This window comes from Acetobacter orleanensis (genome assembly GCF_001581005.1).
Taxonomy (GTDB): domain Bacteria; phylum Pseudomonadota; class Alphaproteobacteria; order Acetobacterales; family Acetobacteraceae; genus Acetobacter; species Acetobacter orleanensis.
This window is the reverse complement of the sequence record NZ_LHZV01000035.1, coordinates 1-23,635: the sequence shown is the minus strand read 5'-3', so window position 1 is coordinate 23,635 and position 23,635 is coordinate 1. Positions and strand designations below refer to the sequence as shown.

The 23,635-nt window shown below is 55.9% G+C and carries 19 protein-coding genes and 1 pseudogene; 8 read left to right on the top strand and 12 right to left on the bottom strand.

Going from position 1 to position 23,635, the window contains the following annotated elements:
- Window positions 1-308: pseudogene (locus AD949_RS01110) on the bottom strand (hypothetical protein); the annotation flags it as partial.
- Between the two features lie 93 nt (window positions 309-401).
- Window positions 402-1,406 carry an EF-P lysine aminoacylase EpmA gene (epmA, locus tag AD949_RS01105; protein WP_048834588.1) on the bottom strand — a complete coding sequence of 335 codons (1,005 nt, stop codon included), beginning with the start codon at window positions 1,404-1,406 and terminating at the stop codon, window positions 402-404.
- Window positions 1,407-1,501: 95 nt separating this feature from the next.
- On the opposite strand from epmA, the gene AD949_RS01100 reads away from it, so the two are divergent.
- On the top strand, window positions 1,502-2,551 hold the full coding sequence (locus AD949_RS01100) for a lysine-2,3-aminomutase-like protein (protein WP_048834568.1): 1,050 nt from the start codon (window positions 1,502-1,504) through the stop codon (window positions 2,549-2,551).
- Window positions 2,552-2,668: 117 nt separating this feature from the next.
- On the opposite strand, the gene ggt is transcribed toward AD949_RS01100, so the two are convergent.
- From ggt to AD949_RS01085, 3 genes are all read right to left on the bottom strand, one after another.
- Window positions 2,669-4,507 carry a gamma-glutamyltransferase gene (gene ggt / locus AD949_RS01095; protein ID WP_048834567.1) on the bottom strand — a complete coding sequence of 613 codons (1,839 nt, stop codon included), beginning with the start codon at window positions 4,505-4,507 and terminating at the stop codon, window positions 2,669-2,671.
- Between the two features lie 5 nt (window positions 4,508-4,512).
- On the bottom strand, window positions 4,513-5,313 hold the full coding sequence (gene map / locus AD949_RS01090; RefSeq protein WP_048834566.1) for a type I methionyl aminopeptidase: 801 nt from the start codon (window positions 5,311-5,313) through the stop codon (window positions 4,513-4,515).
- A 112-nt stretch (window positions 5,314-5,425) separates the two neighbouring features.
- The gene (locus tag AD949_RS01085; protein WP_082064555.1) at window positions 5,426-6,604 is read right to left on the bottom strand and encodes a D-alanyl-D-alanine carboxypeptidase family protein; all 1,179 of its coding nucleotides are present in this window, start codon (window positions 6,602-6,604) and stop codon (window positions 5,426-5,428) included.
- Window positions 6,605-6,893: 289 nt separating this feature from the next.
- On the opposite strand from AD949_RS01085, the gene clpS reads away from it, so the two are divergent.
- From clpS to AD949_RS01070, 3 genes are all read left to right on the top strand, one after another.
- On the top strand, window positions 6,894-7,274 hold the full coding sequence (gene clpS, locus AD949_RS01080; protein WP_048834565.1) for an ATP-dependent Clp protease adapter ClpS: 381 nt from the start codon (window positions 6,894-6,896) through the stop codon (window positions 7,272-7,274).
- A 154-nt stretch (window positions 7,275-7,428) separates the two neighbouring features.
- Window positions 7,429-9,774, top strand: a complete 2,346-nt coding sequence (gene clpA, locus AD949_RS01075) for an ATP-dependent Clp protease ATP-binding subunit ClpA (RefSeq protein ID WP_048834564.1) — start codon at window positions 7,429-7,431, stop codon at window positions 9,772-9,774.
- Between the two features lie 212 nt (window positions 9,775-9,986).
- A complete protein-coding gene (locus AD949_RS01070) occupies window positions 9,987-10,226 on the top strand; it encodes a hypothetical protein (protein WP_048834563.1) in 240 nt (79 codons plus the stop codon).
- 584 nt (window positions 10,227-10,810) lie between these two features.
- Here AD949_RS01070 and AD949_RS01065 read toward each other — a convergent pair.
- The 4 genes from AD949_RS01065 to AD949_RS01050 form a co-directional block, all read right to left on the bottom strand.
- Window positions 10,811-11,605 carry a family 1 encapsulin nanocompartment shell protein gene (locus AD949_RS01065; RefSeq protein ID WP_048834562.1) on the bottom strand — a complete coding sequence of 265 codons (795 nt, stop codon included), beginning with the start codon at window positions 11,603-11,605 and terminating at the stop codon, window positions 10,811-10,813.
- An 11-nt stretch (window positions 11,606-11,616) separates the two neighbouring features.
- Entirely contained in the window at window positions 11,617-12,642 is a 1,026-nt protein-coding gene (locus AD949_RS01060) for a Dyp-type peroxidase (RefSeq protein WP_082064553.1), read from the bottom strand.
- 164 nt (window positions 12,643-12,806) lie between these two features.
- Window positions 12,807-13,490: a Fe2+-dependent dioxygenase gene (locus tag AD949_RS01055; protein ID WP_048834586.1), complete on the bottom strand. Its 684-nt coding sequence runs from the start codon at window positions 13,488-13,490 to the stop codon at window positions 12,807-12,809.
- A gap of 21 nt (window positions 13,491-13,511) precedes the next feature.
- A complete protein-coding gene (locus tag AD949_RS01050) occupies window positions 13,512-14,729 on the bottom strand; it encodes a lipase family protein (RefSeq protein WP_048834560.1) in 1,218 nt (405 codons plus the stop codon).
- A 525-nt stretch (window positions 14,730-15,254) separates the two neighbouring features.
- Here AD949_RS01050 and AD949_RS01045 point away from each other — a divergent pair.
- Complete coding sequence (locus AD949_RS01045; protein WP_141325420.1) at window positions 15,255-16,181, top strand: hypothetical protein; 927 nt, start codon at window positions 15,255-15,257, stop codon at window positions 16,179-16,181.
- A gap of 210 nt (window positions 16,182-16,391) precedes the next feature.
- Window positions 16,392-19,025: a M1 family metallopeptidase gene (locus AD949_RS01040; protein ID WP_048834559.1), complete on the top strand. Its 2,634-nt coding sequence runs from the start codon at window positions 16,392-16,394 to the stop codon at window positions 19,023-19,025.
- A gap of 100 nt (window positions 19,026-19,125) precedes the next feature.
- Here AD949_RS01040 and AD949_RS01035 read toward each other — a convergent pair whose 3' ends face one another.
- From AD949_RS01035 to AD949_RS01025, 3 genes are all read right to left on the bottom strand, one after another.
- Window positions 19,126-20,055, bottom strand: coding sequence for a nucleoside hydrolase (locus AD949_RS01035; RefSeq protein ID WP_048834558.1), 930 nt, complete (start codon window positions 20,053-20,055; stop codon window positions 19,126-19,128).
- Between the two features lie 69 nt (window positions 20,056-20,124).
- A complete protein-coding gene (gene cdd / locus AD949_RS01030; RefSeq protein ID WP_048834557.1) occupies window positions 20,125-20,559 on the bottom strand; it encodes a cytidine deaminase in 435 nt (144 codons plus the stop codon).
- Entirely contained in the window at window positions 20,552-21,184 is a 633-nt protein-coding gene (locus AD949_RS01025) for a nucleoside 2-deoxyribosyltransferase (protein WP_048834556.1), read from the bottom strand. The genes cdd and AD949_RS01025 overlap by 8 nt, the downstream gene beginning before the upstream one ends.
- A 194-nt stretch (window positions 21,185-21,378) precedes the next feature.
- Between AD949_RS01025 and AD949_RS01020 the strand changes: the two genes are divergently transcribed.
- Both AD949_RS01020 and AD949_RS01015 read left to right on the top strand, forming a co-directional pair.
- Window positions 21,379-22,182: a ribonuclease T2 family protein gene (locus AD949_RS01020; protein WP_048834555.1), complete on the top strand. Its 804-nt coding sequence runs from the start codon at window positions 21,379-21,381 to the stop codon at window positions 22,180-22,182.
- Between the two features lie 92 nt (window positions 22,183-22,274).
- The gene (locus AD949_RS01015) at window positions 22,275-23,510 is read left to right on the top strand and encodes a NupC/NupG family nucleoside CNT transporter (RefSeq protein WP_048834554.1); all 1,236 of its coding nucleotides are present in this window, start codon (window positions 22,275-22,277) and stop codon (window positions 23,508-23,510) included.
- Window positions 23,511-23,635 lie beyond the last annotated feature (125 nt).

Here is a 23,635-nt window from a genome sequence, read left to right as displayed (position 1 = left end):
CCGCCGCCCCATCCGGGGCCGCCCCAGCCACCACCCCAACCGCCATAGCCACCCCAGCCACCGCCCCATCCGCCGCCATACCCCCAGCCGCTCATGGGCATGGTGTAGTCCGTCTGCTGGTTGATGTAGGAGAGGAATGTGTGGTTGCCGGAAACAAACTGGCGGGTGGGGACGCCGTAGGTGCGCACGACATCAATCGCCTGTTTGCCAATCATGGAATCCAACTGGCGACGTTCCGCAGCAGTGGGAACTTGGCAGGCAGCCAGAGAAAGCATGCTCACCAGAAGAAGATATTTTCTATACGTCATGACGAAATCCAGACAGGGTGAAACATGCCGCCCCGGCACTCTGCATCAGAGTAGCGGGGGCTGGTTAACAAACACATCTATAAATCTTGCAGACTAACGGCTCAGCCACAAGACATCCTGTATGCGGCGCGCTCCGCAGGCTAGCATAACCAGCCGGTCAAACCCCAGTGCAATGCCGGAACAGGGGGGCATATGGGGCAGGGCGTCCAGCAGGTTTTCATCCATTGGCCAGTCCGGGCGGTTGGGATAGAGGGCCGTCCGCGCCGAGCGATCCGCCAGAAAGCGGCGGCGTTGTTCCGCCGCATCTGTCAATTCTTCAAACGCATTAGCCAGCTCCATTCCCCCGGCATAAAGTTCAAAACGCAGGGCCACGCGGGGGTCGATGGGGTCCCGTCGGGCCAGAGCGGCCTGACTGGCGGGCCAGTGGGTGAGGAATGTTGGCCGTGTGCGGCCTATGGCGGGTTCCACCCGTTCCAGCAGTAGCCGGAAAAACAGATCCTCCCAGTTTTCTCCGGCGCGGAGGGCGCAGCCCGCGGCCTGTGCGAGGGCTGTGGCATCGCCTTCTGTTGGCAACAGGTCCACGCCTGCGTGGCGGCGGAAGGCGTCTTCCATTGTCAGGCGCTCAAAAGGCGGCTGAATATCCAGAATCTGGTCCAACTTCGGGCCGGTATGCTCCAGTCGGGGGGGCAGTACGGCGCGGATCAGAGCTTCCGTCTCATCCATCAATCCATCCAGCCCGATGGTGGGGTGGTACCATTCCAGCATGGTAAATTCTGGCGCGTGCAGGGCGCTCTGCTCCCCATTGCGCCAGACGCGCGCAAATTGGAACACCGGCAGGCCCGTGGCGGCGACAATCCGCTTCATGGCAAATTCCGGACTGGTGTGCAGGAAAAGCGTCTCCTGCTCTCCCTGCGGTGTTTCCCGCACGGTCTGGAAAGGGTGCAGATGCACTTCCTCCCCCGGTGTCGGGACGGCGTAAGGCGTTTCCACTTCCAGATGGCCGCGGGCTTCCAGAAAGGCGCGGATGCCGCGTGTCATCAGGCCACGACGGCGCAGGAAAGGCAGCCTGTCCCGGATATGGCCGGGGTCTGGATGCATCGGGTCAGGATGCGTCGGGTCCGGGTGTGGGGACTGAGTCTGAGGGTGCGTCTGGGGGATTGCAGGACTGGACATGGTGAGAGTAGAGCCGTGACATGTCTCATCCGGTCAACCCCCCTTCGCCCGCCCGCAGGCTATTGCGCACTCCAGAGGACCTGATTGCCGCGGGGCTGGCCCCGCCTGAGCAGAAAGCAGCGCTGGACGCCGTGGCGCAGGCGTATGCCACGGCCATTCCCCCTGCGTTTCTGGACCTGATTGAGCAGCCGGATGACCCGATTGGCGTGCAGGTTATTCCCTCACCCGAGGAACTGGTGGTCACGCCGGAAGAACGGTCCGACCCGATTGGGGATGATGCGCTCTCTCCCGTGCCGGGTATTGTCCACCGCTATGCGGACCGCGCTTTGCTCAAGCCCCTGCTGGTGTGCCCGCTTTATTGCCGCTTCTGTTTCCGGCGGGAGCATGTTGGGCCGGATGGTGGAGTGCTGGATGACGCAGCACTGGAAACGGCGCTCGACTGGCTGCGGACGCATCCCGCTATCCGGGAGGTGATTCTGACCGGAGGAGACCCGTTGATGCTGTCTCCGCGCAGGTTGGGGCATATCATCACGGCTTTGTCCGCCATCCCGCATGTCACAACCATCCGCCTGCATACGCGGGTGCCGGTTGCCGCGCCGGAGCGCGTGACAGACGCCATGCTGGACGTGCTGGAAACGGACAAAGCCTTGTGGATGGCTGTCCATATCAACCATGCGCGGGAAATGTCAGACGCGGCCCGTGCCTGCCTGAAGCGCCTTGTCCGGCGCGGGGTGCCGCTGCTGGGGCAGTCCGTGCTGTTGCGCGGTGTGAATGATAGCGAACAGGCTCTGGAAGACCTGTTCCGCAGTATGGTGGAAGTGCGGATGCGGCCTTATTACCTGCATCAGCTTGACCCGGCTCCCGGTACGGCCCGCTTTCATGTGCCGGTGGAAGAAGGGCAGCGCCTTCTGGCTGGCCTGCGTGGCCGTGTGACAGGTCTGGCTTGGCCCACCTATGTGCTGGATATTCCGGGCGGATACGGCAAGGTGCCACTCGGCCCGGACTATGTGGACGGTGCGTTGCAGGTGCGGGACCCGGAAGGGCGGCCCCATACTCTGCAACGGCTATAAAAAGCGCATGACGCGCGCAGAATATTCGGCGGTTCTACACTCACAACCATAAAGCCCACGGCCATAAAAAAAGCGGTGTTCCGGGAAGGAACACCGCTTTTCAGGCTGGTCAGCAGATTATTCGCCTACGGCCGCGCCGCCGGGGTGTCTGCGGTCATACCCGCCATAGTAACGGTCTGTGCCCTTTGCGCCCAGACGCGGGCCACCTACCAGAATCCCTTCCGGAATGCCCCACGGGGCATGAGGGGAGAACGTGTAGCCTTCATGCTCCAGCGTTTGTTTGACCTCTGGAGAGACCGCGCCGTTTTCCACTTCCACCGCTTCTGGCAGCCATTGCTGGTGCAGACGGGGCAGGTCAATGGCCTGCTGGATATCCAGCCCGTAATCCACCACACCGAGAATGACGGAAAGAACAATGGTGGGGATGCGCGAGCCGCCGGGGCTGCCAATGACCATGACCGGCTTACCATCACGAGACAGGATGGTGGGAGACATAGAAGAGAGCGGTCGCTTGCCCGGTGCAATGGCGTTAGCCGTGCTGCCCACAATGCCAAACATGTTGGGCGCGCCGGGTTTGGCGGAGAAATCGTCCATTTCATCATTCATGAAAATGCCGGTGTTGCCGCCAATCACCTTCGCGCCGAACCAGCCGTTCAGCGTGTAGGTGGTGGAAATGGCAAAACCGTTCTTATCAATCACGGAGAACTGGGTCGTCTCGTGCTTCTCGGGTGTGCTGTCCCCAGCTTGCAGCGTGCTGGAGGAGACAGCTTTATCCGTTGGAATATGAGCGCGTACAGCGGCTGCATAAGCCGGGTCCAGCAGATGTTCGATCGGGTTTTTCACAAAGGCCGGGTCGCCCAGATCACGCCTGTCGGAATAGGCGTGGCGCATTGCTTCCAACTCGTAATGCAGGGCCGGGGCCGTGTGTAGCCCCAGCGCATGCATGTCATAGCCGGAAAGAATGTCGAGAATTTCGCACAGCGCGATACCGCCCCCGCTGGGAGGCGGTGCGGTTTCCACCTGAAAACCCCGGTATTGGCAGCTTAGCGGAGCAAGCTCGCGTGCTTCGTACTGTGCAAAATCCGACGCTTCAAGCAAGCCACCATTTTTTTGCGAATCTGCAACAATAGCCTTCATGATCGGGCCTTTGTAGAACGCATCCGGCCCATCGTTGGCGACCAGTTCCAGAGAATGGGCGAGGTCTTTCTGCACCAGCCGATCCCCCACTTGCAGGGGAGACCCATCGGGGCGGAGGAAAATGGTCCGGGCGAACGGGTCAACCCTGAAAGCCGCGGTGGAGGTGTTCAGAAGGGCGACATCCCCTTCCTCCAGCACAAAACCCTTCCGCGCGAGCGCAATGGCAGGCGCCATAACGGCTTTGCGGGAGAGATGTCCCCATTTCTGATGGACGCGATCCAGTCCAGCCACGGTGCCGGGTACGGCAACGGCCTTCCAGCCGGTTACGGACAGATCCGGGATCACATTGCCTTTGGCGTCCAGATACATATCAGCGCGGGCGGCGGCAGGCGCTTTTTCCCGGAAATCAATAAAGACAGCCTGTTTGCCCGGTGCCCGCAGCAGCATGAAGCCACCACCGCCAATATTACCTGCCGCTGGGTAAACAACCGCGAGCGCATAACCCATGGCGACTGCCGCATCCGCTGCATTCCCCCCTTCAGCCAGAATACGCGCCCCAACCTGCGAGGCCAGCCTCTGGGCGGAAACTGCCATGCCATGCTGCCCCGGCGTAGGGGCTAACGGCGGCAGGCCATCCGGTTGGCCTGCCCCGTAGGCCAGCGGGTCCGGCGCGCCAGCAACGGCTGCGGGCGTTGCTGCAAGGGACAGAGAAGGCAGAGCCCCTGCGGCGCAAGCCAGCAGAACAAGTGCTGTGGAATGCAGGCTGGAACGGAAACCAGAAGGGAAGCCAATCAGGGGACGGGGTGGCAGAACGGGCATGAGGCTCAGCTTTCAGTCGGGTAAGGCGGGCAGGTGTAGCCAGCGGGGGAGAGCGTGAAAATCTCGCACCCGGTTTCCGTCACACCCAGCATATGCTCGAACTGCGCAGACAAAGACCGGTCCCGCGTGACAGCCGTCCAGCCATCATCCAGAATTTTCACATCAGCTTTGCCGAGATTGAGCATCGGTTCAATGGTAAAGACCATTCCGGCTTTCAGTTTCATGCCCTCACCGGGCTTACCAAAATGCAGCACTGTGGGTTCCGCGTGGAAGGTGCGGCCGATACCGTGCCCACAGAAATCTTCCACAATGGAATAGCGGTGTTTTTCGGCCAGTGTCTGAATGGCGTGCCCAATATCGCCCAGCGTTGCGCCGGGGCGGACAACGTCAATCCCGCGCATCAGGCAGTCATATGTTGTCTGGATCAGTTTAGCGGCTTTTAGCGGCACCTTGCCAACGGTGTACATCCGGCTGTTGTCACCGTACCAGCCATCCACAATGGAGGTGACATCAATGTTGACGATATCCCCTTCCTGAAGAGCCTTGTCACCCGGAATACCGTGGCAGACGACATGATTAATGGAAATACAGCAGGATTTGGGGAAGCCGCGATAGTTTAGCGGGGCAGGAATGGCGCCGTGGTCCAGCGTATACTCGTGAATAATACGATCAAGCTCACCGGTGGTCACGCCCGGTTTGACATAAGGGGTAATCATGTCCAGCGTGGCGGACGCAAGGCGGCCCGCGGCGCGCAGGCCCACAAAATCCTGTTCGTTATGCAGAACAATACCGTTTCTGCCCGCCATGCTGATACTCCCTTATTGATACAGCTCTCGTTTTAAAGAGAGGTGCAAAATGGAGTCAGGGGGCGGTAAAGGCAACCCGCTTCCAGCCCGGAAGCGGGTTATTTAAAGAAAATCAGGTATGATTTCGTGAGGAATGGCCGGTGTGAGCCCGATGAGTTGTGGCCGTGGCAGGGCGTACCTTCGCTCCAATCAGGCGGATGTGGTGCGCAGCCGCTGCTGGGCTGGTCAGCACAAAATGGTGGCCATGGCGCACGGGTGAGCGGCGGCCAATCGGAGCTTCCGCCACTTCCATGGGGGCATGGCGGGAGGAGGCTGCCGCCAGCATGATGACACGCCCACCACGCGTGTGGCGAGACCGCACGACGTTGCGGGCCAGAACCAGCGGACGAGCAACGGGGGCCACGCCTTCCGCATCAAACCCACGGTCAAGCTGATCCGCCATAACCAAGGTGCGCTGCGGGTTGGAGGACGCGCCCAGCACCACGCCAACAAGCCGGACATCATTGCGGATGGCGGAGGTAACGAGGTTACGGCCGGCTTCCTGCGTGTAGCCCGTCTTCATCCCGTCCGCGCCGACATAGGCTTTCAGCATGGGATTATGGTTAGGGATCATGCGCCCGTGAAAGCGGAACGCCGCAACGGAGAAATAATGATAATCTTCTGGGAAGTCCGTTACGATATGGCGGGCCAGAAGAGCCAGATCACGCGCGGTGGTTAACTGGTCCGGGTCCGGCAGGCCGGAGGCGTTGCGGAAGGTGGTGTTGCTCATGCCGAGTGCACGGGCCTGCTGCGTCATCATGGCCGCAAACTGCGGTTCACTCCCGCCGCCCAGAAACTCGCCCAGAGCACAGGCGGCATCATTGGCGGATTTGGTCACCAGCGCCAGCATGGCCTGTTCCACCGTCAGGTGGGAGCCGGGAACCAGCCCAAGTTTGGAAGGCTCCATGGTGGACGCATGGATAGAGACAGGCACTGTCTGGTCCAGCGTAATGGTACCCGCGCGCAGCGCAGAGAACGCCATATAGAGCGTCATCAATTTTGTCAGGCTGGCAGGATAGCGGCGCAGGTCAGGGTCTTCCTGAGAAAGCACGGCACCGGTTCTGGCATCCATAACAATGGAGCTAATCTGCCCGGCATACTGGGCATGTGCGGCGCGCTGTGTGGCAAAGCTGCCAAGTGCCACACCAGCCAGTAACCCGGCCCATTTACGCAGGCCGAGACGGCGTTTGTGTGAAATTCCAGCCTGTTTACGGCGGCCTGTTCCGTTCCCTGCTGCGTAACTGTCTGACACTGCGCGATCCTACCTGTTTTTTCTTCAGGATATTTAAGTGTGGTAATTCAGATAGTAAGGCCGCGTCTATAAGAAATCTGAAAGAAATATGACGCTTCAGAACTCTGCCGCGGTGATGTTCTGGGCAAAATGTCAGCCTCGGATGTGGCACAAATAAGGCATTTTCCTCAGTTTTGTCTTGATTTTGGAACAGTTCTCAGCGCCTAAGCCTCTTCCATCCCTCAGGGGATTACCAATATGATGTCACATGATTTTTTCTGTCAGAAACCGGACCCGGAGTTCTAGCCCGATGGTATCGCATCATTTTTCAGTCCTGCACGCGGGCAATGGGCCGTCCCGCCGTGATGGTGGAGGGGCCGATTCGGGTGATGATCTGAATGATGTAGGCGTGGTGGTGCGGGCGCGGCCCAAAACGCGCAAGCCCGCCATGTACAAAGTTCTGATGCTCAATGATGACTACACGCCAATGGAATTTGTTGTGCATGTGCTTGAGCGGTTTTTTCAAAAGACTCGGGATGAAGCCACCAGCATCATGCTGAACGTGCACAAGCGCGGCGTGGGTGTATGCGGCGTGTTTACGTATGAAGTGGCGGAAACCAAGGTCACGCAGGTGATGGATCTGGCCCGCCAGAACCAGCACCCCCTGCAATGCACGCTTGAAAAGGACTGAGCGTACACCTGCGGAAAAGTCACAGACGCTTTTTTTTGTGCAGTTGTGACTCGCAATTCCTCTCAAAGCAGCCAAATATGATGAGACGGTGCCAGATGCCATGGCAGTTACAGCCACGGCACTCTAGGGACTCTGGGGAAAGGAGCGTCTCGTCATGTTGTCACGCAATCTTGAGCAGACGCTACATCGGGCACTTATTCTGGCCGGCGAGCGGCATCATGAATATGCCACGCTGGAGCATCTGCTGCTTGCCTTGGTTGATGATGCGGACGCCGTAACGGTGTTCCGGGCGTGTGGTGTTGATCTTGAACGCCTGCGCACCGATCTGACAGGTTTTCTTGATAAGGATCTGGCGGGTCTGGCGTCTGACCGGCCTACCGAACCCAAGCCGACGGCGGCGTTCCAGCGCGTTATTCAGCGTGCGGCCATTCATGTCCAGTCCACCGGGCGGGATGAGGTGAATGGCGGCAATGTTCTGGTTGCCCTGTTTGCCGAGCGTGAAAGCCATGCTGTCTATTTCCTGCAATTGCAGGACATGACACGGCTGGATGCTGTCAATTTTCTTTCCCACGGCATTGCCAAAGCCCCGGAACGCTCAACACGTCGCCCTGTAAGCGGCACAGGGAGCAATTCCGGCGCTGAAAAAGGCGAAGATGCCGAGCGCGCGGAAAGTCGCACCCAGAAAAATCAGGATGCGCTGTCCACTTACTGCGTCAACCTCAACACCAAGGCGGAAGCCGGTAAGGTGGACCCGTTGATCGGGCGGGATGAGGAAATTGAGCGCACCATCCAGATCCTGTGCCGCCGCACCAAGAACAACCCGCTGTATGTGGGGGACCCCGGTGTGGGTAAAACGGCCATTGCAGAGGGGCTGGCCCGCCGCATTGTAGAAGGCAATGTGCCGGAAGTGCTGCTGAAGGCCACCATCTATTCTCTGGATATGGGCGCGCTTCTGGCGGGCACCCGTTACCGTGGGGACTTTGAGGAACGCCTCAAAGCTGTCGTGACGGAACTGGATCAGGACCCGCACGGCATCCTGTTTATTGATGAAATCCATACGGTCATTGGCGCCGGGGCTACGTCAGGCGGCGCGATGGATGCGTCCAACCTGCTCAAACCCGCTCTGGCTGCGGGCACGCTGCGCTGCATCGGGTCCACCACCTATAAAGAGTTCCGTCAGCATTTTGAGAAGGATCGGGCGCTTGTGCGCCGGTTCCAGAAGATTGATGTGCCGGAACCCAGCGTGGATGACGCCGTCAAAATTCTGCGTGGCCTGAAGAGCAGCTACGAAAAGCACCATAAGGTGCGCTATACGGAAGATGCTATTCGTGGGGCGGTGGAACTGTCCGCCAAATATATTCATGACCGCAAGCTGCCGGATAAGGCGATTGACGTGATTGATGAGGTCGGGGCGTCCCGTATGCTTCTGCCTGAGGGCAAACGGCGGAAAACCGTGAACCTGAAGGATGTGGAAGACATCATCGCCCGTATCGCCCGTATTCCGCCCAAGAGCATTTCCGCGGATGATAAGGAAGTGCTGCGGTCTCTGGAGCGCGACCTCAAGGGCATGGTGTTCGGGCAGGATCAGGCGATTGATACACTCTCCGCCGCCATCAAGCTGTCTCGCGCCGGACTGCGAGACCCGGAAAAGCCAATTGGCAACTATCTCTTTTCCGGCCCGACTGGCGTGGGGAAAACCGAGGTGGCGCGCCAGCTCTCCACCACGTTGGGTATTGAGCTTATCCGCTTTGATATGTCCGAATATATGGAGCGGCACTCGATCTCGCGCCTGCTGGGGGCACCGCCGGGTTATGTGGGGTTTGATCAGGGCGGTCTGCTGACCGATGCCATTGATCAGCACCCGCACGCTGTCCTGCTGCTGGACGAAATCGAGAAAGCCCATCCCGACCTCTATAACGTGCTGTTGCAGGTGATGGACCACGGGCGGCTGACGGACCATAACGGCAAGACGGTTGATTTCCGGAATGTCATCCTGATCATGACGACCAATGCCGGGGCGGCTGACCTCAGCAAGGAAGCCATCGGCTTTGGCCGGGATGCACGGGTTGGGGAAGATGAAGAGGCGATCAAACGTCTGTTCACCCCGGAATTCCGCAACCGTCTGGACGCCATTATCCCGTTTGCCAACCTCACGCCAGAAACAGTGGGCTGCGTGGTTGAGAAGTTTGTGCTCCAGCTTGAAGCACAGCTTGCAGACCGCAATGTGACCATTGAATTGTCTTCTGCTGCCAAGGAGTGGCTTGCAGAGCGTGGGTACGACAGGCTGTATGGTGCGCGTCCGCTGGGGCGTGTCATTCAGGAGTTCATCAAAAAACCGCTGGCGGAAGAACTGCTGTTTGGCAAGTTAACCAAAGGTGGGGCGGTGAAGATCGGCCTGAAAAACGATGCCCTCGTGTTCGATATTCTGCCAAGCAAAGTCTCGGGCAACGCGAAAGAAGACGAGACTGGGAATGAGCGGGAAGAGGAAGCCGCCGACTAAAGCACTTCGTCTCTGCCCCTGCATTAGTGGGGGCAGAACCCGCTCGTCTTGATAGGTCTTTGCTGTGATGTTTGTTCCGCATCTGAGGCAGAGCGGTAGCATTGTTTTAAATTGCTATGCGATGGCACTGACCTGCTTAAGAGTCCTTTTGGACGTGTCCCGGTTTAGTGCCGTACCTTCAAGATCGAAGATGGTCATGAAGGAGCCGTGGAATGGGACGAGTCTACAAGGCTGAGTCCAGACACGAAGCGGTAAGTTTAGCTCTGAGCAGCGGTCTGTCGCGCGAGAATGACATGCGTGTTGTCAGGGCACGGCGGTTCCAGGTGACGATCAACAGCACACACAGTCATGCTCTTGAACCCAACCTGCTGGGACAGGAGGATTTCTCCGCAACAACCGTCAACCAGAAAGGAACAGCAGACATCACATATATCCTGACACGGGAAGGCTGAGTTTATCTGTCTGTGGTCCTTGACCTGTTCTCAAGGTAGTTGTTATCGGGTGAAACCTTGATACGCGCATGACAGCGGCTCTTGCTGTCACAGCGTTGAAACACCCCCACTGTCTTGCGTCAGTTCTTGGCAGAGCGTGATGCATCATGCGGACAGTGGTAGTCAGTATTATTCAGAGGAATATCGAGAATTTCTCTCCGCCAATGGCTTTATCGTGCCTATGAGCAGAAAAGGAAACTGCTGGGACAATGCGGTGACGGAGAGCTTCTGCAAAGATCCCGAAAGCGGAACTCCTGTGGCGAAAAGTCCGGAGCACACGTCAGGACGTCATGCAGGCCATCACATGCACCCTCAATGGTTTCTATAATCCGCAGAGGCTGCATTCCGCACTTCAATGGGAAAGCCCATTGGACCATGAGCGCAACGCCGCTTAACAGATAACCCATGGTCTGGAACTAAACCGGCACACGTCCACCAGAGGACTGCTCATCCCGGATGCCTCTTTCAGAGAAACGTCGACATCCTGTGAATCACAGTTTTAATCCTCTGGGTAGCCCGTGAGCCAGATCAAATAGCGGTTGGTATTAGTCGATCACAACCGTGGCTTCTTCCGTCAGAACGCGGAATAGGAAGCTTTCCTGTAGATAGAGTTCCACTGTGGTAGTCGTGTGGCTCAAATAGCCGATGGAGAAATCCTGCCCGATATCCAGCGCCAGATCTCCTCCCCGGGTGGAGACAAGGAAAGCGCCTTCGATAGCAGGAGCCCAGATCAGCTTGCCGTTAATCATGCTCTCAATGTGCTTGATAATTGGGTAGCCATCATCGCCGCCGCCGCTTACAGCCTCATAAGCCTGAGCGCCCAGCACGAGAGAATAAGGGCCGTTGACACCGGCAAGACGCAGGCTGTTCAGCGCATCCGCCACCACACCCGGATAGTTCTGGGCAGATGTTGGCAGTTTCAGATGTGTGTTGGAACTGCTGCGGCGGATACCGGGAATGCCACCAGCCTCGTATCCATCAAAAATGGTGCGATCTTCAAAAAATGCAATTTTCTGGGCGGCATCTTTCACCGGCTGCCAGTCTGCATCCAGAGCGCCGCGCTCCACAGCGTCAATTTCCTCGCGGGAGAGCATGAAGGGCACGCGGATTTCAACCGGCGACAGAACATCACGTTTGACCGCATGAAGCGTGCCATCCGGCGTGGCAAGTTTTGTAGCGCGGCCCGTGCCAACGCCTGAAAAAGCGCAGCCTTTGGGTTCAGACGTATCCACCACGCGGCGGCCTGCCAGATTGCGGCGAATGGTGCGGGCGGCTTCTTCTTCAATTTCCGCCCATGCGGCGCTGGAAACAGGAGCCAGATGTTTATGCAGATTGTTCATTGTCATCTTCCTTACTTCAAGGATCCAATGCCAAGAGAGCCATCATGTGTGGCTGCCTCGGGCTTTTGTGTGTTTGCCGGTGCGGGAGGAGTGGTCTCCTCGGCGCTGGCGGCCATATCAACCGCACTGTCGAGAAAATCTGCTGTCGGGATAAAGAATAGCGTTCCGGTGACTGCGGTGCTGACATCCAGAATTCTGTCGTAATTTCCAGCAGGTTTTCCTACAAACATATTTTGCAGCATTTGTTCCGTGCGTGCCGGAGAGCAGGAATAGCCGATGAAATAGGTGCCAAATTCGCCTTTGCCTATTTCACCAAACGGCATGTTGTCCCGCACAATCTGGAGTTGCTGACCGTTTTCTTCAATATTGGTCAGCACGTTATGTGCGTAGCTGGGCTTGGCGGATTCCCGCAGTTCAATATCGGAAACCTTCTTACGGCCAATGATATGTTCCTGAACTTCTGTGGGAATAGCATCCCATTTTTTCAGGTCATGCAGATATTTCTGCACAATGACATAGCTACCGCCGGTAAAGGCTGGGTCTTCCTCCCCGATCAGGGTTGCAATTTTCGCATCCTGTCCTTCCGGGTTTTCCGTGCCGTCTACAAACCCCAGCAGGTCGCGGGAGTCGAAATATTTGAACCCGTGCACCTCATCAACCACCATCGCAGCGCCTTCCAGCCGGGAGACAATGGCAGCGGCCAGCTCAAAGCACAGATCCATGCGGGTTGCGCGGATATGGAAGAGGAAATCACCCGGTGTTGAGGGGGCGTGATGCACGCCGTTGATTTCCATAAAGGGGTGAAGCTCCTTGGGGCGAGGCTGGCCAAACAGGCGGTCCCACGCGTGGGAGCCGATACCGGTAACGCAGCTCAGCCGACCATCCGGAATGCGGAATCCCACGCCCCGCAGGAGAGAGGAGAGGTCTGCCAGCAGGTCCAGCACCTGCGGGTTGACGGACTCATCCTCACTGAGGGTCATGACTAGGAAAACTGCGGCCTGAGTCAGTTTGGTATCAACGGGCTGCGACGTGACCAATGGCTTGAAACTCCCTGCGGATAGCGCCTGAGTGACTCAGGCAGGTGTATGAGACCATAGGCGCATCACCTCGTCTGGCAAGAGAGCTCCAGAGAGAAAACGCCGAACCGGATGTTCAAATCTGGCTCTGATAACTTTGGACGATGACGGCATAAAGCCGCGTGTTAAAGCTGTGCCCATTGCCTCAACAGGTTGTGATAGGTAGAGGTCAGCCCCAGCACCGCAGGACTATCATCGGGCAGTAATTTGCGGGTTTCTATAATGGACTGGTCAAACTGGTACAGCAGGGTGCGCTGTGTATCATCCTGCACCATGGACTGGGTCCAAAAGAAGGACGCCCAGCGGGAGCCGCGTGTAACCGGGCTAACACTGTGCAGACTGCTGGAGGGATAGAGCACCATATCTCCGGCCGGAAAGCGGACATTCTGCACGCCAAATGTGTCCTGAATTACCAGTTCACCACCGTCATAGTCTTCCATCTCGCTCAGGAACAGCGTGGAGGAGACATCCGTGCGCATCCGAAAGCCCGTGCCGGGCACGGGGCGAATGGCGTTATCCACATGGGCGTGGAAGCGCATGCCTGCGTCATACCGATTGAACAAAGGTGGAAAAACGCGGAGCGGCAGTGCGGCACTGTTAAAAGTCGGGTTACGGCCCAAGGCACGGAGAATGATCTCGCCCAGAGCGCGCCCTTCCGCGCTGTCCTGCGGAATTTGCAGGTTGAACTTTGCCTTGGCCGATTGGTCTCCTGCTGTGACCCGTCCGTCTACCCATTCGGATTTTTCCAGTGTAGTCCGGCAATGGGCGACTTCTTCGGGTGTCAGAACATTGGGAATGTGAACAAGCATAAGACCATGTCCGTGCAAAGGTTATCGGGTGGGGTGTTCTTCCGGTGTTGGGGTGCAGATGGGCGTCAACGGTTGGTCCGCCATGACGGCTTTTGTAAAAGCCGCTGAATCCGGCAAAGAGGCATTGACTGTCTGATCGTGGTTCAGCCCTTTATAGATATGGGCTTGCACGAGTGTGCCAGCAGCACAGGCGGCCTTGACCAGACCGGACTGGAGCGCAGGCGGCACATCTTGATCCACCTCCCCGGTGCCAACAAATAGCGGCTGTTTCAGCTTCATGGTCGGGTAAAGCATGGCGTGCAATGCCGGGGCGAGTGCTTGCTGATAGCCGGGTTGCAGCGCGTTGCTGAAGTTCAGGCCGTCGGCCCGTGCCTTATCTGTCAACGGATGCACGCACAAATCCGCAGCAGCGCGATACGCGGGCATGCCTTTGGCGGTAAACACGCGCTCCGGTTTGAAGCTGGCGTCATACCCGCTCAAGCCCTGCGCCAGATAAAGCGTATAGACAATAACCGGGTTAAAGCCTGTTTCATGTGCGCCAGCCGATGTCATGTGCTGGAGCAGTTCCTGTGAAATATAAGGAACGCCAGTGGCGACGGTGCCGCGAATATTCAACTCCGGCGCATAGTCCGGCGCATAGGCTGCGGAGGCAAATGCCGCCCCGCCGCCCTGAGACTGCCCAACGATCATGATTTTGTTCTGCAAACCCTGCACAGAGGCCAGAGCCGCCCGAACACTATCCAGCACGCTGTAGGCTTCCACACGGGTATTCAGATACGCATGCGGACCGGGGCTGCCGAGTCCCTGATAATCTGTGCCAACAATAGCAAAACCGCGTTTCATCCATGCGGATAGATAGGCGCGGTTACGCTCAGACCATGGGTTGGCGGAAGGAGAACAGTGGTCCGCAACCCCCACGGTGCCATGCGCCCATGCCACAATCGGCCAGCCACCGGGCGGTGCCTTGCCAGCGGGCAGGATAACTTCCGCCGTTACCGGAACAAGCCCTTTGCCGGCAATGCCGTTGGTGGAGAGATAGGTAATCCGTAAGGACCGTGCTGCATCGGGCAACGTCAACGCTGTGGGCAGGGGGGCTGAGGCCGTCAATGTGCCCGGTTTGCTGATAGCCTGCGTGCCAACCGCTTGGGGTGTGGCTGCTTTACTGGTGGAGGGCTGAGAGGAAAGACTCAGTCCGGCAAGAAGACAGGTGCCAGTCAGCAGAAAACGGTTGAGGCGCACGACTCATCCTTTCGGAATAGAAATTTATTTTTCAGTAATCAAGATATTCGAATTGACTGGGTTCAGATGATCGTCTGAATGCACGTTTGTCAAGGAAGTGGTCCGGGACTGTAAAATAGTTGGTCCAGAGGAGAGAAATTCGTATAATTTTGTTTTAATATAGAAAAAAATACAATTTTTTCAGAGTGTATTGAATAAAATAGGGTGCATAAAAACATTATATTATAATTTATAAGAGTTGTAATAAAAAGTATAGAATTTTTATTTATTTTATATAAGCATATATTTTTAATAAAATTGTATTATTGAAGTCTGTGTTCAAAGCGCCCTAACAGCGCTGGGAAGGAATGTTACGCCCCACCTCACCAAGTGCCTGCGCAGGGTTGGTTCGTTCTGATGTATCTTATCTCGCTCCAGTTCTGCGCAGGGTGAAGGGTTTTTTTTCGGTCCAGCCTCCCTGTTGGCAGCGGGCAGGAAAATGGTTAGGTCTTACAATTCGAGCCCGAAATGGAGATGACGCTGTCCGTGACTAACGCTGCTATTCTACGCCTTGTTTCAAAGTCCGTGATGCATGTTTCGTTTTCAGCCGTGCTGGTGGGTCTGAGCGGATGTGGCTATTATGCGTCCCGCACGGCGCATGAAGCTCAAGTCACCATGATTGGTATGACGGAGGAGGACGTGCAGGCCTGCGCCGGGATTCCCACCAAGACGCAGGTCATTAATAATCGCGTCAAAATTCTTGAATACCAACGAGGGCGCAATATTGGCGCTCCAACGACCTCAACACTTATCCCCGTGCAATCTGTTGTAAATGTTGTCAGAGATATTGGTGGCGGGGACGGGAATGTTTGTATTGCCGACTTCCGTATTGTCGATGGTAAAGTAAGCGACGTTTACTATAGCGGCGATAATGACATGCTAGTGGGCACAGATGGTGTCTGTTCCAGTGTTGTACGGGGCTGTGTGCGTCGGAATGTGCCAAGCGGCTCGCCTTCGGACTTCTGGAAGACCTCCGCCTTTCTGCAACCGCAACCGGCCGCAACACACCCCGCCGCTACGCCCCCAGATGCCACAGTTGTAGCCCCGCCGTTCGCTGCGCCAGAAACGATCTCGGGTGCGGCTCCCGCATCCCCGGAGCCCACCCTCCCAAGTTCTCCCGCTTCGACTTCGGCGCCTAACGCTACGCCTACAAGCCCTTCTTCAGCAGCACCGTCTTCCGTGGCAGTTCCAGCGATTGCCCCGGTAAAGGCCGCTACCCCTGATGCAACACCACTTTCTGGTGCGGTACCCCAAGGAGCGCCCCCGGCAGAGCTCGTGCCGACAGTGACAAATACGACACCCGTCGTGGCACCCCCAGCAAAAACGGTCCCGACACCTCCTGCTGTAACGCAACCCGCAATACCCTCTGCGGTAAACCCGGCTCCCACGGTGACGGAAACACCGCAAAAATAATCAGCGTGCCGAGCACGGATTATGCGTGCTCTGCGGCTGCCTGTTGAGTAGGACTCTTTCCGGCAGTGCTGGTCTGTCCCTACTTTCAGCCCACTCTCTCAGATCCGAGACCGTTGACGTATTGCTGAGGATGCTAAAAATAGCCTAATCGGAACAATCCGAAATAAAAATGGTTTTGTGCAGGCTAAACGGATTTCAGGGAGAGTGTGGATGCGTCGACTTCTGGCTTTTACAACACTGTTGGCAGGCTTGCCGCTAGCGGGCCCGGTGTGTGCGGAACAGGTGTTTTCTTTCCAGCGGGCGGCAGGGCAGCTACCAAAAACTGTTGTGCCAGTTGCTTACGGCATCACGATTTCAACGGATATGAATGCGTTGAAACTGGCCGGACAAGAAACCATCCAGATTGATGTGCTAACTCCCACAGCGGATGTCACGCTTAATCAGGCAGGTCTCCATTTGGCGGAAGCTGTTTTGGATAAAGGTGCAAAAGCCACCATCACGCAGGATGATGCTGCTGAAACTGCAACTCTGCATTTTCTGGACAAGATCGGTAAAGGCACGCATACGCTTGCTATCACCTATAACGGGCCGATTCTAAAAACGCCAAATGGTATTTACGTTGATGACTATACGGCACCTTCTGGCGAGACAAAGCGGATGCTTGTCACGCAATTTGAGGTGGCCGATGCCCGCCGTATGTTCCCCGGATGGGATGAGCCTGCTTTCAAGGCAACGTTCCAACTCACTGTCACGCTCCCCAAAGAGGCTGTTGCAGTCAGCAATATGCCAATTATGCAGACAACGCCGGAAGGCACGGACCAGAAACGTGTCTCTTTTGCCAGAACGCCGCGTATGTCCACCTATCTGCTGGCACTCGTTGCTGGCGATATGAAATCCGTGCAGGGGCAGGCTGACGGCACGCCGCTGGCCGTCTATGCTCCCTCCGGACTTGAAGGGCAGGGCGCATATGCCCTCCATGCCGCAGAAAAAATTCTTCCTTATTATAATAGCTATTTTGGCATTAAATATCCGCTCCCCAAAATGGATATGGTGGCTATTCCCGGCAATTATCAGGCTGGTGCCATGGAGAACTGGGGGCTGTTGACTTATATTGACAACGTTCTGCTCTTTGACCCTAAAAACAGTACCCCCCGCACACGAGAACTGATTTACGAAGTTGTCGCGCACGAAATGGCGCACCAGTGGTCGGGTGATCTTGTGACCATGGGCTGGTGGGACAATATCTGGCTGAATGAGGGCTTTGCCTCATGGATGGAAATCAAAGCAACAGATGAGATGAACCCGGAATGGGACATCTGGCCGCGTCAACATGCAACGCGTGAAGAAACCATGGAGGCGGATGCCCTGCCGTCCACGCACCCCATCCAGCAGGTTATTCATAATGTAAGTGAGGCTAACTCTGCTTTTGATAGCATAAGCTACGGAAAGGGAGAGTTGGTTATCCGCATGTTGGAAGGCTGGCTGGGTGAAGACCATTTCCGTGATGGCATGCGCCTTTACATGAAATCTCACGCGTACACCAACACCACCAGTCAGGATTTGTGGCAGGCGCTTTCTAAAACATCTAGTCAGGATGTCGGGGCTGCGGCCCGTAGCTTTACTGAGCAGCCGGGTATCCCGCTGGTTGCGGTGGCGTCATCCTGCAAGGCAGGAAAGACGGTTTATACACTCACACAAAGCCGTTTTACCATTCATGCCCCGCACCCAATGGCACAGACTTGGGTGATCCCGGTTGTTGCAGGTGGGCCGGGTCTGAAAACACAGAAGCTTCTGCTGGGTAAAGCGCCGCAGACTCTGAGCATTGCCGGGTGTGAAGTTCCCCTCAAGCTTAATCTGGGTGAAAGCGGATATTACCGTGTTCAATATAGCACGCCCACTTTTGCATCCTTGCTTAAAAATGCGCAGCATTTTGCTCCGGTTGATAGAGCCAATCTGCTTGGGGATCAGTTTGCCCTGTTCCGCTCCGGTCAGGCACCGCTGTCCGCATATATGGATCTCGCGGATAACCTTCTTTCTGCACAGGAAAGCGACATTGCTGTTTTGGAGGAAATTATTGGTCGGTTTGAAACACTCGACCAGTATCTGAAAGGCAGCCCGGACCGTGTGGCCTTCCGTGCTTACGCACGTAAGCAGCTTATGCCAGTTCTAAACCGCTTGGGTTGGGACCAGAAGACAGACGAGACCGTGTTGGACACCATGCTGCGCCCGTCAGTTATCGCTGCGTTAGGTACGTTTGAAGACCCTGCTGTGGTAGCGGAAGCAGAAAAACGTTTCGCAAACTGGCAGGTTGACCCAACATCTGTAAAGCCTGATTTGGTCGGGATTGTCGCCCGTATTGCCATGACGCATGCGGATCAGAAAATGTACGCTGTCATGGCGGAAAAAGTCCGCATAACGCAGGCTACCGAGGTCAAGCTGCGCCTATTTAACGCGCTGGCTGCCGCGACAGACCCGGCTCTGATTGAGAAAAACGTCGTACTAGCCTACAGTGGTGCTATTCCGAATGGCCGGATTGCCATGGCGTTGAGCCGTGTAGCGGATGAAAGCGAAAACCCGGATCTGGTCTGGAAGTTAGTCAAACAGCATGAGGCCGAGATCAGAACACATCTCGCACCATGGTCTCAGGACGGTTTCCTTGCTGCTATTGCGGCTTATTCGGATAACCCGGAAATTGCTCAGGCGCTGCAAGCCGATTCCTCTGCTACCAAGACAACTGGCGGAAAAATTGCAACGGCAAAAACTCTGAGCGAAATCGGCGCACGTAAGGACGCCATGCAGGCCGCACAGACGCAATTGGCTGCGTGGTTGGCAGCCCGGCACTAAAACTGGTTAAGCTCTCAGGGCTGGCTTTATAGCCAGCCTTTCCCCATGCGGAAAAACTGTATGGGGAGCGGGCCAATGCGCACGCCTATCGGCGATAGCGTTACAGGACGGACAGACGTTCGACAACCAGATCGTACACACCGTCCGCATCTACTTCACGCATAAATAGCGCATTTTTCTTCTTTTCAGTAATGCCCCACCAGTCCACCACGCTCATGCCCAGTGTTAGCGCGCTATCAGTTTCAATTTCGACATTAACCTGACGTCCACGATAAAGTTCAGGTTTAAGCAGCCAGAGCACGGTGTTGGGGTCATGCAGCGGGCCACCATCTGTTCCGTATTTTGTAGCTTCAAAGCGTTTTTCAAACCGTAGCCATGCGGCCACCACCGGGCCAACCCGGTTGGGAATGGCCTCAATGCGTTCAAGGCGCGCCTTGCTTGTATGAAGCTGGTGCGTGACATCCAGCGGGAAAACAACAAGCCTTATGCCGGAGTCAAACACCATCCGCGCGGCATGTGGGTCCACATAGATGTTAAATTCTGCTGCGGGTGTAATGTTCCCAACTTCGGAAAATGCGCAGCTCATCATGACAATCTGCCCAATTCGCTCACGCAGGGCCGCTTCTTTCGCCAGAGCAAGGGCAATATTAGTCAGGGGGCCAATCGTGCAAAGGGTAATGGTCCCCGGAGGATTTTCCATAACCGTGCGAATAATAAAATCTACAGCATGGCCAGAGGAAACGGGGCGGCTTGGTGGAGGCAAATCAACCCCTTCAAACCCGGTTTTTCCATGCACATGGGTTGCTGTCACGCCGGGCCGTATCAGGGGGCGTTCCGCTCCTGCATAAACCGGAATATCCGTGCGCCCAACCAAATCCAGAGTTTTCAGCGCGTTTTCCGTCGTTTGCGCAACCCGCACATTTCCGGCAACCGTGGTCACTCCCAGAAGCTCAATTTCCGGGCTAGCCAGTGCCAGAAGAATGGTCAGAGCGTCGTCCTGCCCCGGGTCTGTATCAATGATAATTTTCATGCGGACTCCATGGAAAAAATAGATCGTTCTTTTCGACCGCCGGAGATTGCCTGTCTGGCTTAATGTGGCTTAGAGCGGATTTTTGTCCGCACCCGTTTCAAGGTTTTCGGGCCCGAATGAGGCTGGCAGGAGCGCATGCAGCGTATCTTCAAAAAGGGGGTGCCCGCTTTCATCCACAACCAGAACACAGGTGCGCTGTGTTGCAAATTCACGAATTTTCTGACGGCATCCACCGCATGGCAGGCAAGGGGCTGGCCCTTTTCCGGCAACCAGAAGTATGGCAATTTTCTGCGCACCGCCTGCTGCCACCATGGCGGAAATCGCCCCGGCCTCCGCGCAGACGCCTTCTGGATAGGCAGCGTTTTCAACATTGCAGCCGGAAAATACCTGACCATCTTCGGTCACTAGAGCCGCCCCAACGTGAAAGCGGGAATAAGGCGCATAGGCATTGCGACGGGCCGCCAAAGCTTTTTCTGTCAGTGTCGTTATCATGTTCTTATTCATGGGGTGTCTCCTTTGCGCCCACAGCGCCATATATCAGATCAGCCAACTGAGTAGCCGCCGTGCGGAATGCGGTCAGAATATTCTCTGCCACGGCGATATCCCCACCTGCCTGCCGGATAAATCCCTCGACCATGGCGTTCTGTAACAAGCCTTCTGAATGCACGATTATCTGGTCCGCATCCAGCCATCGCACTCTACTGCCAGTATGAGGCGCTTCCTCAGTCAGTGAGGTCTGCCACGCTCGTTCAAAATAGCTCCGCACCTTTTCATGGTAAAAGCGACCATCCACTGTATAGCCTGCCATGGGCTTATTCTGGGCCGCCATATAGCCGATTTCAACAGCCGTGCCGGGGTCCATATCCGCAGATCTGCGGAACGGGTCGATGCAGAATAAGGCTGCGTCACACCTATCCATCAGCCCACGGTCCAGTTGCGCTATGAGCAGGCTGGTTTCTTTGCCGGGTGGCAGGACTTCGACCTCCTCCTGTCCGTCAAAAGGTGAAACACCGTGCAGACGAGCGGCGAGGCAGATTTCTTTAAACGCTTGGAAAAGCTGCTGGGCGTTTTTTCTAAAGACGAGATCTCCACCCAGATAAACCTTGGGATACTCCAGAGTTTCAGTCATAAAGTCTTTCCTGTTCAGGCGATCGTGCTACGGTTTTCGGCTACTGCGGCGTAGTGTGTAGTTTATAGGAAACAATCCGGTTTCATTATAAAAAGCTATGGACACTGCACAAGATGTAAGCAAAAGTAATCCCTTTGTATGTCAGCAGGATGCAGATTTTTCTTTTGCGTTTTTGCGTAAGGATCAAACAGAGTATGCGGTTAGGACACATTCTTTTTTCTGGTATGATGGCCGCGTTTCTCCTGCTGTCGGGTTGTGCCCATCAGCCGTCTGCGCCGCTTGCGGGGGCAATGGCTGACCTTACGCTTTCAGCGCCTCGCCATGGAGACTTCGGGCATTACACGCTTGCCCTCACATGGCAGCCGGGGTTCTGTACCGGCCCGGAAGGCGCAACCTGCCAAGCGGACCAGCCCAAAACGCCTCTTATTGGCCTCCATGGGCTCTGGGCTTCCCGCCCTTCTGATCTAATCCGGGCGCAGGTACCTGTAACCCTTTGGTGGCGCAAGGGATGCAGTCTCTATGAGAGTGATGCCGTCGCACCCCCTGTTCTGTCCGACCCTCTAGCGCATCGTTTGTCAGACGTCGTTGCACATACCCATTCCGATCTGGTGGCGCACGAATACAGCAAGCATGTGCAGTGTTTCGGGATGGAGGGCGAGAGATTTTTCTCGGTGGCCTCCCAACTGCGGGATAGATTTGCCGCTCTGCCGTCTGCACGGAGCCTGACAGCTTTCGCCGGACAGCAAGTTACCAAAGCCGAACTAACCAAAGAGATAGAAGCGGATACCGGCCTCCTGCCAGAGAGAGGTATTCAGTTTCAGTGCAACAAAACTCCGCAAGGGGAAACTGTGCTGGCGCAGATATGGTTTACGCTTAAACCAACGTCCCTGAGCAGATTTCCAAAAGCAGATGCATTTCTGAGTAGTCCTCAAAATCAGGATAACTGTCCAGCATCTTTCCGTGTGCCGCAATGGGCTGGGGTTGCCAGAACGGGGTAAAGACGGCTGTACGCAGGTTCAATGATTTCCATAGTTTAGTGTCATATGGTCAGAGTGTGCGGTAACGCAGGTCTTGAGAGAAGGATCGTTCAGTGCATAGTCGTGGGTGTCTTGGTATTGTCCTGCTGCTAGGTATCGCAGTCCTTTTTTCCAGAGACCGAAAAAATATCAGCGTCCGTACGGTTCTAAGTTGCCTTCTGGCGCAGATTGCAATTGGCCTGCTTGTGCTACGTGTGCCGGTTGGCCAGCAGGTTCTGTGGTCTCTGTCGCAGTTTGTCACCCGCATTCTTTCTTGTGGGGATGAAGGGGCGCGGTTCCTTTTTGGCGCACTCGCCAGCGACAAAATGGACACGATCTTCCCGCATGATGGTTTTGTGTTTGCGTTCAGAGTGTTGCCTTCTCTGGTCTATGTCAGTGCTCTGATTGCTATCCTGTTTCACGTGGGCGTCATGCAGATTTTTGCGCGCGCGACAGGCAAGATACTGCAAAAAGTTCTGAATACATCCCCAGTTGAATCTTTTGGTGCTGTCATCACCATTTTTATCGGACAAAGCGAGTTGCCTGTTGCTCTTGGCCCTTATCTGCGCACCATGACCCCGACGGAGTTGTTTAGTGTGCTGTGCAGTGGCGTGGCCTCTGTTTCCGGCGCGACACTGGTGGGATATGTGGGGTTAGGTGTGCCAGCTCATTATCTGGTGGCGGCTTCCTTCATGGCTATCCCGGGCGGAATGCTGTTTGCAAAAATTCTTGCCCCACGCGTTGCTGGTAGCCCGGTTGATACGCTTGCCGAAGCCCGATCATCTTACAATCAGGCTCTTTTTGAAACCATTACCGAAGGTGCCATGAAAGGCACAAAAACAGCCGTGGCTGTTGCGGCAACGCTGGTGGCTTTTATTGGGCTGATCGCTTTGATTAACAGCGGATTTCAGGCGTTAGGACAGGCCATCGATATGCCTTTTCTCTCGTTGGAATATCTGTTTGGCCTCATGTTTTCTCCCATCGCATGGGTGTTGGGGGTTCCGGCTGGAGAATGCACTCTTGTTGGTTCCGTATTGGGGCTGAAGCTTGTTATAAACGAGTTTGTGGCCTACCTGCACCTTAGCCCGTCCTTACAGAATGGTGCTCTGTCTGCCCGGAGTGGTGCGATTGCCACATTCGCGCTCTGTGGCTTTGCCAATTTGAGTTCTATTGGCATCCTTGTCGCCGCATTTGGCAGCCAATGCCCGGAGAGACGCGCAGAACTGGCCCACATAAGCACTCGCGCCGTATTGGCGGGTATGTTGTCCAATTTTATGAGTGCTGCCATTGCAGGGGTAATTCTTGTGTGAGTTGTAAGACTATATAGTGTGTTGAAAACCTGAATAATATTCAATTATTATAGTAATTTTCATTGAATAAATTAGGAAAATTTTATTGTCGGCATACGGCATACGGCATACGGCATACGGCATAC